Origin of the sequence: Methylomonas sp. (genome assembly GCF_023228165.1) — a bacterium.
Classification (GTDB): domain Bacteria; phylum Pseudomonadota; class Gammaproteobacteria; order Methylococcales; family Methylomonadaceae; genus Methylomonas.
Genome location: NZ_JALOBS010000019.1, coordinates 16,671 through 28,757 on the forward strand (window position 1 = coordinate 16,671; position 12,087 = coordinate 28,757).

Here is a 12,087-nt window from a genome sequence, read left to right on the forward strand (position 1 = left end):
ATTTACTTTTACAGACTTGACTTATTAAGCCAGATCTTTTTTCAGCAATTTGGTAATTGCCATTACTTCGGTATTCACCACACCCAGAATACCCAGAGCAGCCCAACCAAAGAATACGAAACCGTAATGCAATGGTGCAACGAACAACTCTTCCATAAACCAGAATGTGTGACCCCATTCATTCAAACCAACATTAGGCAAAATCATGAATGGACCGACAACAACAACCATATACATCAGGTGAAGACCTTCATGGTATGTAGGCAATCTTGTTTTTGCATACATGAAAGAAGCAGTACCAGTGATGATATAGATTGGGTAAGACAGATAAAATTCGATGATGTGACTTGGTGTAAAGTCAGTATCACGAACGATGGTTTGGTGCCAAGTACCGTCTTGCTCTGTGAAGTAAGAAGCGCCCCAGTAGATAGCCCAACCGTAGCAAACCAACCAGATCCAGTGTGTGAAATGACGACGCAGTTCTTCACGTGGAGTGATTGACATTACTTTACGATCACGAGTTTTCCATAGATAGCCGTTGATACCTGCGAACAGGACAACTTCACAAACGATCTCGATGTACAGCATGTTCATCCAGTATGTTTCAAACTCTGGAGCAAACGAGTCAAGACCAGCTGACCAGCCGTAGACGCCTTCGTACCAACGAATGAAAGAATAAAAAACCAGATACAGCAAAATGCCTAGTGTCAGGTTTCTTCTATTTAAAAGCGGTGCTTCCGCAGCATCAGCCTTAACTGATTCAGTTGTAGCAGCCATTTCTACCTCCTAAAAGATTATCTAAATCCCCGGCACTTAACCGGGAGTTCTTTGTTTGTCCCTTTATTAAAAACCTATTCAATTCGAATAAGTCACTCACCTCCCTTAGAGTGCCTTGCAGTCTACCATCTCGGCATTCCTTGTCAATACCATATTCCGGTTTTTTATTCTTTTTCATACACTCTTGCCCCTTAAGGCAATCACTTAACGCTACCCATTGTTTTTTGCTAGAATCCTCGCGAAGAGTGCTCTTTCTAATTACAACAACACCACCACACACCAAATTGCCATGAACAAAAAAAAAATTATCCTTTTTGTTGCCTGCTTAGCTGTCCTGCTTGCGCTGCAAATTAAGTTTCTTCTGCCGTGGATGTACGACATAGCCGCTTCCGATTTATTTCTGGTCGACAGCAAGGACAACGCGGATCCCATGCCCATTTCGAACGACATGACAGCCCTTGCCTTTACTCATTGCAATAGCCATATAAACAGTCAATTCGACTCGACGGAAACTACCGCGGCGTTCGCCAGCCAGCCGACCAATGCCTGGAGTATCGGGAATTATGAATACATCATTAACGCAACAGTTGAAATAGCCACGAAAGATACGCCGAGCACCGCCTATCAGTATGTCTGTCGTATTCAATATGAAAACGGCGACGACTTGTCGGGCGCCAGCAATATTGAGAATTGGTCGGTAGAAGGCTTGTCTGGAATACCCGACCTTTAATCCTGCATTTTCAATTCAAGCCTTACACTGCTTTTGATTATTAACCTTCAAAAGCAGTAGCTTTGCGACACAGCACTCATGACCGGTTACACGCCCATAAGATAACAAGCGTAAGCCCCCTCAAATCGGACTAGTTCCCGCATTACTACCACCAAATTGATCCGCTGACTTACCCAAAAACAGCTGTTTCGCGTAGTTACGTTATCCCGCATCTCACCGGATTTATAGCACATATTACTGAAGAACACCCTCTAAAGCAGAGTACGCTCGATTAGCCAATATGCCCCCATCAAACTAATGGCGCCGGAACAGGCTGTCAAAAATTTCCGCGATGTTTCCACTCGATTGTTTAATGCCCAAATCAACGGCAATACTATGGATGCGACCGCAATTTGGCCGGTTTCAATTCCAAGATTAAACGATAACAGCGGCAGCAATATCCCAAAATCCGCATTACCGATTTCCATTTCCCTCAGAACGCTGGCGAAGCCAAAACCATGTATCAATCCAAACCCGAACGTTAGCCAATGCCGGCCCTTAGGGTGATCGCCACGGATAATATTTTCCACCCCAACATACATAATCGTGGCGGCGATAAAAGGTTCGACAAAACTACTGGGCAGCTCAATAATATTTAAACCGGCCAGTGCTAATGTGATGGAATGAGCGATGGTAAAAAAGGTAATGATTTTAATGGCCGGCCAAAAGCTATGCGTCACCATGAGCAAACCGAATAAAAACAACAAATGATCATAGCCGGTAACGATATGCTCAACACCCAGCTTAAAAAAGCCCGCAAACGTCGTAAATGCAGATGGCAACTGCGTGCTTTGTAGATCCAACTTCAAATCCGGGTGCTCACGACTGAGCATGACTTCCGCAATGACTTGGTTATCGGCATTTTTGACTGTAAGCTGCTGCTGATGCCCTTCAGGCAATAAAACCAGAAATTCGGATTGCAAACTTAATTGCCGCCCCCCGTTGTCCGGCAAACCAAAATGAAAATCGACGTGCGCATTATTCTGCTCATCGAAATTTACCTTTCCCGGCTCACTTGGCTCTATTGCCTGCCCATCCAGCGACAATTTGAGCTGCCTTGACAGCAGCTTTGCAATGCTAGGCTTGGCCGCATCGCGCTCGACATCCGTCACTTCGGCATCCAGATCACTATCCATCGGAGCGAACGCTTCAATATCTTGTAGCGCAAAGGTCATTCGTGCAGCGATATCATGCCGCTCAACCTGCAGATAAATAGAACTCAGCCCGGGCGGGTGAGCCCAACCGCCACTTGCAACCAAAAGCAATAATAGAAAAGCAAAACTGCGCGCAATGCCGCCGCTGACACCCATCAAGAATCCTTTATACCTGCAAGTCGTCACTTTTTTGCGGCTTGAATTTATATACATACAGCAAAAAACCCACACCTAATATAATGACCAGCACTACGGCAATACCGACAATCCAAACCAAGGCGTTATCATCAGGATTCACTCCCACTTCCAAAGGCACCCGGAATCTGTCATCTTCCTCGACGGCATCGCCGATCAGAAAATACAGCACATAATCGCCGTTTTTATCCACATCAGCTTGCGCCTCTACCGCACCGCGCGGATAGAGCTTTGCGGGAATTTCAACAAGGGTGCGAATTTCACGGATGTCATCAGGCACCTTTTGACCGGTTTTTTCCACTTCCACCAGCTTAATACCGATAGGAGTGGCCCGAATATCCCGATCGATCAAATCCGCGGTAAAAAACATTTTGCCGGCCCGCGGAATTTTTTGGCAAAAAGGCACAAATGCAGCTTTATTTTCGGGATTCAGCTCTGCTTTACTTGGCTGCAGATAAGCACTGAAATGCACCGCATAAAAATCGTTGGCGATAATGCAATCCAGATCGGGCCTGTTTCCCAATGCGTTGGATTGTTTGGCGCCGAAACCAAGCTGTTCACAGCCAGCCAGCAATAACACACCCGCCATTAACACGGGCACCAAGAAATTAAATAGACGCTGAATATTCATGAATTTAGGGCGATTAAGAGCACTGACTATATTAAGGTTTTACGGTAAATTGAAATTTGCCGGTGACGATATGGGTATCTTGCGAAACTACCCGATAGCGTATGGTATACGTGCCGGGCTGCAAATCTTCAACACCGGCATGAATATGCGAGCCATCCAGCAAATCTTGTTCAACGTCTCGCTTATCAACCCGCTTGCCATCGCTATCGATCACCGCCAACGCCTTATATTCACTTCTGACTGGGTCGTTGAACCACAAATCGATCTGCTTCGGCGCCTCCGTGACTTCTTCGTCTTTGGCTGGCTGTGATTTAACCAAAATCGCATGCGCCGAAGCTGCAATCGGAATCAATAGCATAGTAAACAAGAGCAAGGGTTTTAGTAGTGTTGTTAATTTAGGCATGACAATCTCTTCAATGATTAAAATTATTTTAGTAACGCAGCTACCCATTGCTTGGCCGCCCCCGGTTTTTGCTCAATCCACATTGCCAACGCTCCGAACCGGGTAGCAACAACTCGAGGAAATGCCGCCGAACTACCCAGCACGGAAATCCGCCTGGCATTCGACCAATGCTCGCCATGATCGAAAGACTCGCTGATTATAACCGCGGATCCGCTCGGCCCCACGGCATCCCAAATAGCCAGCAAATGCTCTGCTCCCATAACCGTAATATCGCTATGGAAGGCCAGGCTTTCTTCGCCCATGGCTTGCGGTTTCGACCAACTACTCCCGTTATTCGTGGACCGCACATAATACAGGCCGGCTTGATTTTCGGCACCGGTCCAAACCAAGCCATGCCAAGTTTGCCCCCCACCCCAAGCCAAGGCACCGCCGTTGTGCGGACAACCATCGAATATCCAGTTAAATTCGCCGACCGCGCTAATACGCCGCCAGGTTTGTCCGGCATCCGACGACTGCGCCAGCGCCATATCGCGCGGTTCCATATCCCTATAAAGCACATTTAGCTGTCCATCAAAACCAACCGATAAACGATTCCAGCAACAGGAACAAGTAGACTCATCTATGGTTTGCACCATCTCCCACCGCCGGCCAAGATCGGAACTACGGGCATACCTCAGCCCCTGATGGCCGTTTTCGTCGCGATCATCCAGCCAGACCAAATGGAACCGGCCTGTTTGATCAGCCACCAGATCAGAGTGGGATTGATCCACTTCACTCGCCGTAGGATTCGCCCCCAACGCCCAAGACCGCCCCCCATCCTGAGAATAAACCGCTTGCAAAGGCCCCATACCCGGAATCTCACCGGTCACTTGCCAAATTACCATCAACGAACTACCGAACGCCGCTATCTGCACATCGTTACCGGCTCCGGATTCTACTGTCCCCGTTGCATATTGCCCGACCTCGATCGGATTAGACCAGTTCAATCCGCCATCATCGGAACGCAAATAAGCGATATAAGGCTGTTTAGGCTGAGCCGTTGCTACAGCAACCAGTGCGTGTAAGGTGCCATCTTCGTTATAGACGTCAAAGCCGAGCAGATTTTGCCCGGCAAACTGCTGCCCTAAGGGATATACAACAGTAATATCCCCAACCGGGTTTGCACTATTTGAGCCGCTGAACAAGCGACCACAGGCCGGCTGGCTCAAAATCAGCAAAATCAGCAAAACTTTATGCACTTTCGGCAACGTTAAATTCGACATCTAAAAACCACTGAAAAAACAACCGCTGAGTACATCATAACGAATCTAAAAGCTGAATTTTAATTGGTTTTAAGGGCTGATTTTGGCAAATCGAATCGTAACGAAACTTTTAAGCCTCCCAATTGCGCCTTTGAAAAGTCAATATCCGCATCGTGCAGCCGGATGATGCGCGTGACAATCGACAAACCAAGTCCGCTACCTTCAGCGGCTTGAGCGGTATCCACGCAACGAAAAAAGCGATGGGTAATCCGCGCATAGTCCTCGTCCGCAACGCCCGGACCGCTGTCTTCAATTAACACCCTTACCTGTTTAACCTCACGTAGCAAAGTCACACTCACTCTGCCGTCAGCCGGCGTATATTTAATGGCGTTATCGATTAAATTACGGAATAAGATATTCAATAGCTGTGAATTCGCCTGTATAGCTATGCCATCATCGCCTTGCAATTCGATTTCGATGTTTTTTTCGTGCGCTGAAAATTCAATTTCGGCAATCACGGCAATCATGGCTTGATTGAGATTCACCCATTGCTTGCCGAGCTGTACATTTTGATGCTGAACTCTTGACAGAGTTAACAGTTGTTGCACCATATGAGTCATGCGCAGAACGGCCTGCTGGCACTTCTGCAGCGCCTGACCACGCATGGCGGCATCCTTGGTCTTTTGCGCCACCTGTAACTGTGTCATCAACCCAGCCAGTGGCGTTTTAAGCTCATGGGAAGCATCCGAGGTGAAATTACGCTCGTTGGCAAAAGCCTGTTCCAGCAGTACAAACAAGGTGTTGATCTGCTCCACCATGGGCACCACTTCCTCGGGTAATTTGTCGAGCGACAAGGGCTGCAAATAACCCACTTCCCGCGAAGCCAACTGCTCCTTAAGCTGAACGACTGGCCGTAAAGTACGGCTGACAATCAGCCAAATCACCAGACCCAATACCGGAAAAGCCAGCAGCATGGCCAGCAACTGCTGATTGGCCAAAGACTCAATCAACTCGCGGCGAATATCGTCGCGCTGGCCAACATGTATCACATAATCGCCATTTTCGGTGCCGATACTAAACACATGCCAGACATGGTTGTTTATCAAGGTTTCGCTGTACCCGTTTCGGGTCAGGGACAACGCAAATTCCGGCGCGCTTTCCGAGCGCAATACCACGCCTTCCTTGACCGAACGCAACTGAAAGGCAATTTTACGCTCATATTTGTGCCCGAGAATCGGCATGTAAAACAGGTCCGGCGATTTATCCTGATCCCATAGTTTGGTCAAGCGGCGCTGCTGCAACAAATTCTCGACAAATGCATGCACTACCCGCGCCGATTGCGCCAATTCTGCATTGAACAATTTAGTGATTTCGTCTCGGGTTTGCTGATAGCTGACGTAGACGGTCGCCCCCCATACCAATAGCAGGGAGGACAACAGAAAAAACAGTAGTTGTTTTTTCAGCGATCGCGGGCGAAACTTGAGCCGCATACCCCTAGTTTTCGTCGACGATATAACCCACCCCACGTATGGTGCGGATTAGATTGGCATCCAGCTTTTTACGCAAATGATGAATATGCACCTCAACGGCATTACTTTCCACTTCCGACCCCCAGGCATACAAAGCTTCTTCCAGTCTGGCACGGGAGGTGACATGTCCGATATGGGTCATCAGATAATTCAAAATCTCATATTCTTTTTGCGACAACTCCACCGCCGCACCGCGATAAAACACCTGGTGGGCAGCCGGGTCTATACTCACACCTTTATGCTCCAGCACCGGTAAACCATGACCTTCATTGCGGCGGGCAAGTGCGCGCAACCTGGCACAAACCTCGGTCAAATCGAACGGCTTGCAGACGAAATCATCGGCGCCGTTGTCCAGCCCAGCCACCCGTTCCGACACCCCGTCACGCGCTGTCAATACTAAAACCGGCGTGCTGTCCTTACGTTTGCGCAAACTCTTTAACACACTCATGCCATCCATCCGCGGCAGGTTCAAGTCCAGCACGATCAAATCGTAATGATTCAGCTTCAATGCCTCGTCGGCTTGAGCCCCATCGGTCAGCCAGTCCACCGCATAACCTTCCAAGGTCAAGCCCGCCTTCAGGCCATCGCCCAGAATGGCATCGTCTTCTACCAATAACAATCGCATAATGTATTAACTGAATTCAGCCTAATGATTTAGATGCGGCACATTGTAGCAAGGAAAGTTACGGCTTTAATGCCATCGGCGAGTTAAGTAGCGGCTACCCCTCGAATTGACGGGTTAACAAATATCAAAGAAAAGCCGCTACTAGAACCGCATAGCTACCGGCAAACTTCTACCTCAAACACCGTCCCCTTCACCGCCACCACTTTAACTTTCGAGCCTAACGGGCAATCCTCGCCCCTTACCAACCACAAGCTATCGCCTACCTTGATTTTTCCCTGACCATTTTTTATCGGCGTAACCATTTCGAAAGTCCTTCCGATGTACTGCGCGCCGCGTTTATTCAGAAACGGGTGGTCGGTCTGATCAACTTCACGGGTGCGGGCATATTTTCGCCATCCTAGTAGCGATGACACGGCCAGCACGGAAAACAGAAACAACTGCACTTCAAAGCTTGTAGACGGCATCAACAGTAATACCGCCCCGACGATGAACGCCGCAACCGATAGCCATAGAAAAAAGAAGCCGGTAACCACAATTTCCAACGCCAGAAAACCGACCGCCAGCACCCACCAATACCAAAACACCACGTCTTGCTCGGCCATGGCTCAGCCCTTTTTCGCCAGCGCTTCTTTGGCCAATTCGCCGATACCGCCCAACGCACCGATCACGCTGGAGGCTTCCAAGGGCATAAAGATCAGTTTGCTATTGTTGGCAGTGGCTACGTCTTTCAAGGATTCGATGTATTTTTGCGCCACGAAGTAATTGATGGCTTGCACATCGCCCTTGGCAATGGCCTCCGAAACCATGGCAGTAGCCCGAGCTTCGGCTTCGGCTAACCGTTCTCTGGCTTCGGCATCGCGGAATGCGGCTTCCTTTCGACCTTCCGCATCCAGTATCGCGCCTTGTTTTAAGCCTTCGGCTTTCAGAATTTCCGCCTGCCGCATGCCTTCCGCTTCCAGAATCTGTGCGCGTTTTTCCCGCTCGGCCTTCATTTGCCGGGCCATTGAATCGACCAAGTCCTTGGGTGGAGCAATATCCTTGATTTCGATGCGCGTCACCTTTATACCCCAAGGCGAAGTAGCCTCGTCGACCACATTTAACAGGCGGGCGTTGATTTCATCCCTACGCGACAGCAGTTCGTCGAGATCCATCGAACCCATCACGGTACGGATGTTGGTCATCACCAAATTGATGATGGCCATATCCAGGTAGGTAATTTCATAGGCTGCCTTGGCTGCGTCCATGATTTGGTAAAATACCACCCCGTCGACACGCACCATGGCATTATCCTTGGTTATCACCTCCTGGGACGGCACATCCAACACCTGCTCCATCACATTTAATTTTCGACCTATCCTATCGATGATAGGCATAATGATATTCAAGCCCGGGGTCAGGGTATTGGTGTATTTACCAAAGCGTTCAACGGTATACTCCATGCCTTGCGGCACGGACTTGACACTCATAAACACCAACAACACTGCAAATACAAACAGCATGGTTACAAACAAGCCAAAGCCGCCCATAGCGCCTCCTAAATTTTCCAATTGAAATTATTGTTTATTGCAAACTGTCACTCGACTAATAATAATGCATCCCTCTTAAACTTGCTGGTTATAGGACCCAATTCATGAATACCCTGATTTATTATGCCTTTAACGTCTTTATTCTTTCCCTGATAGTGCTGGGTGTCGGCATGTTCAAACCCAAATGGATATTGTTATGGATGGATAAACCCGGTCGCCTGCCCGTTATTATGATTTCGGCCATTTTGTTCATGGCCGCTGCCGTCATGTTCGGCGAGGGCAACAAGCAAATGCAACAGGAAAAGGCCCAACTCAGTAAGCAACAGGCCACACCTAGCTCGGAAGTACCCGACTTGCATTAGGCTTAAATTACTTTCTTGACCACCAAGCCTCCAACAAGCGTTTTCAACCTTTGCAAATCACCGTCCCTTGCATCGGATTGATAACGCAGCCGGATAAACAGCGCTGTGATTTGATCAATCTGTGCCGCCATTTCGGGACACTGTTTTTTGGCGCGCTCAGCAAAGTCTTTTGCCCCTTCGCCCGGCCTGATTGCAGCACCCGTTTTAGCCAGCTTGTTACAAAAGCGCCGATAAATCAATAACGTTTTGTCGGCCGGTTTTTTAGGTTGTTTCAATAACCACCAAGCCAACGGCAGGGTAACTATTATTAGACTACCGACCAGCCATTTGGCTAGCGCGGCGATACCGTCTATGCCCAGTGCTTGCAAAAACTGCATTTGATTAGCGCCATTATAATTAATAACCCACCGTTGCCAGTTATAATCGATACTCTGCCATAGCTGCCGACTGCGTTTTAGCCAGTTTAATGCCGCCGATTCGTTGATGAGCGGGCCGAAATTCACCGCCCCGCTAGCGACTTGCAAATCCACATTTACCCCACGCTCAACACGTTCCGGCGCAATTGCGGCCGTGGGGTCGAATCTGACCCAGCCTTTATTTTCCAGCCAAACTTCGGCCCAGGCGTGCGCATCGGCCTGCCGCACTTCCAAAAACCCGCCGACTTTGTTAAATTCGCCGCCCTGATAGCCGCCGACTACGCGGGCCGGAATCTTGGCAATTCGCAACAAATACACAAACGCGGTTGCGTAATGGCTGCAAAATCCGCTGCGGGTTTCGAATAAAAAGGTATCGATGGGATTGTCCGGCATCAGGGGCGGGGAGAGGGTGTAATAAAACTTTTCTTCCCTGAAATAGTTCAACAAATTTTGGATGAACTGTTCTGGCCGGCCGTCGAAACCCCGTAACTTGTTAACTAATGCCTGCTGTTTATCGGTTGCCGCTGCCGGTAGTTGCAAATTGCGCCGATAATCGGTCGGCGATATTGGGCCTGTGTTATAGGCAGGCCGGGAGACGATTTTGTATTCGGCTCGGTCGGCCGGCCTTTTGTTGGACAGCAACTGGAAGGTATCGTTTCGATGCAAGCTGGTATCGAAACTTTCCGGCATATCCATCCCGAACACCCAATTTTGTTTCTGAGGCTCCATCAATAAGGTGTAATGAAACGCATCACCACTGAAATCAACAGGCTGGGTTGGCTGATTATGATTTGAGTCTTTGGTCCAATGCACGCCGTCGGTATTCGCATAGACCGGGCCACGCCAGTAACGCAGGACGGGCGGCGGCACATTGCCGTCGAACCGCACTCTGAACACCAGCTCATCGGATAAACTCAAATCGCTGATGGAGCCAGGCTCCAAGACATCACTCAAGCCGGAAAGTGCTTTATTATCGTCTGCCAGCCACATCCAGCGCGGCGCTTCCAAGCGCGGAAACAATACAAAAATCACCATTGCCATTGGTAACGCCTGCAACATGATGGTGGCAGACGTTTTAAGCGCCGCTTGCGTTTGCACATGTGTGGCATTTTGAGTGATCAAGGTTGCCAATAACACCGCACAGACCAACAGAATATAACCCGCCATCAGAATGCTTTGTTCGTATAAAAACTGAGAGGCGGCCACAATAAATGCCAAGTACACGATTAAAAACACATCGCGTTTGCTGTGAATTTCCATCAGCTTTAGGCCCAGCGCCACTACAAACAATGCCGTGCCCGCATCGCGCCCAAACACCCCACGATGTTGAGCTATCAGCAGCACAATGCCCAATATCGTCAACAAAAACAACAACCATCGATTCGGCAGCCAGTGGCGATACCAAACGCCTGCTAACCGCCATATCAGTAAAATCGCGAAAAAGCCGAATATAGGTGGGGGAATATGCCCGGCATGCGGCAGAGTGATCAAAGCGATGGAACCCAGCAAAAAATTGAGGCTGCGCGAGTTAAGCGCGTTATCAGCAATCCCTCGGCTATCGAAGTGCAATTTTGTTGGGGCAACCGCCTTGGCATCCATCATTAATTCAACCGAAAATCCATTACGAACTTAATCCAAACAAGGCCAGTTCACGCAAACAGGCCTGCCAATGGGAACTTCCGTTATCCGGAGCCAACTTGACGCTCGGCAAAGCCAAACCGTAGCGAAAACCCGCCCGTTCGGCATCTATTATCCAACGGCATAATTGACTAAGTCGTGCTTCGATATCGCTGCCAGGCGTTTCATCATAATCCAGCCAAAACTCAGTACTTGCGGTACCTGCGTATTGCTTGCTGTGCAAACCACGGCCTTTGGCATACGCTTTCCAATGAATCTGCCGTATTGGATCGCCACTTTGATACGACTTCAAACCGTAAAACTCATCACCGCCCCGTTTGGACTGTCCTTGCTGACCCTGTCCGGCGGCGGTTTCGGGAAATGCCAAATCCAACTTGGCGGGACAGGGGTAAATCAGCACCCGGCTATCAAAGCGTAACGGCGACCAAGCCCGAAATAATCCCAACGGATAACCGCTGGACAAGATTAAAGTGTTGCAAGCCAACCAGCCGCGCTTTTTCGCATCCATTGGCAAAGATACCGTCTGAGTCTCATGTGGCTTTAGACTAATCTCTCTAATGTTCTGTAGCCGAATATCCAACGCCAGGCGTTGCCGATTAGTGGGATTATGAATCACGAAATTAAAGGCTGCTTTTTCACCGACAAACACCGGCGAATTAGCCCCCGCCCGCACCACCAATCCGGACAGAGCATTGAAGCTATGCAAAATAGTCACAAAAAAAATACTGGCCAGTAAAAAGCCCAACATATAAGCCAGATTGTTGTTATAAACAAAGGCAATCAACAATACCAACGCAACCAGGACGACAAAAACCATACCC

Annotated in this window: 13 protein-coding genes; 2 read left to right on the plus strand and 11 right to left on the minus strand. The window is 48.9% G+C overall.

Annotated features, from left to right (window positions below; genetic code table 11):
• Positions 1-24: 24 nt before the first annotated feature.
• Positions 25-777 (minus strand): bacterial ammonia monooxygenase, subunit AmoC, encoded by a 753-nt coding sequence (gene amoC, locus M0R33_RS14765; RefSeq protein ID WP_292570739.1) that lies wholly within the window; start codon positions 775-777, stop codon positions 25-27.
• 289 nt (positions 778-1,066) lie between these two features.
• Here amoC and M0R33_RS14770 point away from each other — a divergent pair, with 289 nt between their 5' ends.
• A complete protein-coding gene (locus M0R33_RS14770) occupies positions 1,067-1,507 on the plus strand; it encodes a hypothetical protein (protein ID WP_292570742.1) in 441 nt (146 codons plus the stop codon).
• A gap of 251 nt (positions 1,508-1,758) precedes the next feature.
• Here M0R33_RS14770 and M0R33_RS14775 read toward each other — a convergent pair whose 3' ends face one another.
• The 8 genes from M0R33_RS14775 to M0R33_RS14810 all read right to left on the minus strand — a co-directional run bounded on the left by M0R33_RS14775 (position 1,759) and on the right by M0R33_RS14810 (position 8,850).
• A complete protein-coding gene (locus M0R33_RS14775) occupies positions 1,759-2,856 on the minus strand; it encodes a HupE/UreJ family protein (protein WP_292570745.1) in 1,098 nt (365 codons plus the stop codon).
• A 10-nt stretch (positions 2,857-2,866) separates the two neighbouring features.
• On the minus strand, positions 2,867-3,526 hold the full coding sequence (locus tag M0R33_RS14780; protein WP_292570748.1) for a hypothetical protein: 660 nt from the start codon (positions 3,524-3,526) through the stop codon (positions 2,867-2,869).
• A 31-nt stretch (positions 3,527-3,557) separates the two neighbouring features.
• Complete coding sequence (locus M0R33_RS14785) at positions 3,558-3,929, minus strand: copper resistance CopC family protein (RefSeq protein ID WP_292570751.1); 372 nt, start codon at positions 3,927-3,929, stop codon at positions 3,558-3,560.
• 23 nt (positions 3,930-3,952) lie between these two features.
• Positions 3,953-5,191, minus strand: coding sequence for a sialidase family protein (locus M0R33_RS14790; RefSeq protein ID WP_292570754.1), 1,239 nt, complete (start codon positions 5,189-5,191; stop codon positions 3,953-3,955).
• A gap of 59 nt (positions 5,192-5,250) precedes the next feature.
• Entirely contained in the window at positions 5,251-6,660 is a 1,410-nt protein-coding gene (locus M0R33_RS14795) for an ATP-binding protein (RefSeq protein ID WP_292570757.1), read from the minus strand.
• A gap of 4 nt (positions 6,661-6,664) precedes the next feature.
• Positions 6,665-7,324, minus strand: a complete 660-nt coding sequence (locus M0R33_RS14800) for a response regulator (RefSeq protein ID WP_292570759.1) — start codon at positions 7,322-7,324, stop codon at positions 6,665-6,667.
• A 155-nt stretch (positions 7,325-7,479) separates the two neighbouring features.
• Entirely contained in the window at positions 7,480-7,926 is a 447-nt protein-coding gene (locus M0R33_RS14805; RefSeq protein WP_292570761.1) for an NfeD family protein, read from the minus strand.
• 3 nt (positions 7,927-7,929) lie between these two features.
• Positions 7,930-8,850, minus strand: a complete 921-nt coding sequence (locus M0R33_RS14810) for an SPFH domain-containing protein (RefSeq protein ID WP_292570763.1) — start codon at positions 8,848-8,850, stop codon at positions 7,930-7,932.
• A 104-nt stretch (positions 8,851-8,954) separates the two neighbouring features.
• Between M0R33_RS14810 and M0R33_RS14815 the strand changes: the two genes are divergently transcribed.
• Positions 8,955-9,212, plus strand: coding sequence for a hypothetical protein (locus tag M0R33_RS14815; RefSeq protein WP_292570764.1), 258 nt, complete (start codon positions 8,955-8,957; stop codon positions 9,210-9,212).
• Positions 9,213-9,214: 2 nt separating this feature from the next.
• On the opposite strand, the gene M0R33_RS14820 is transcribed toward M0R33_RS14815, so the two are convergent.
• Complete coding sequence (locus tag M0R33_RS14820) at positions 9,215-11,230, minus strand: DUF3488 and transglutaminase-like domain-containing protein (protein WP_292570766.1); 2,016 nt, start codon at positions 11,228-11,230, stop codon at positions 9,215-9,217.
• A 19-nt stretch (positions 11,231-11,249) separates the two neighbouring features.
• Positions 11,250-12,083, minus strand: coding sequence for a DUF58 domain-containing protein (locus tag M0R33_RS14825; RefSeq protein ID WP_366043960.1), 834 nt, complete (start codon positions 12,081-12,083; stop codon positions 11,250-11,252).
• Positions 12,084-12,087: the final 4 nt, after the last annotated feature.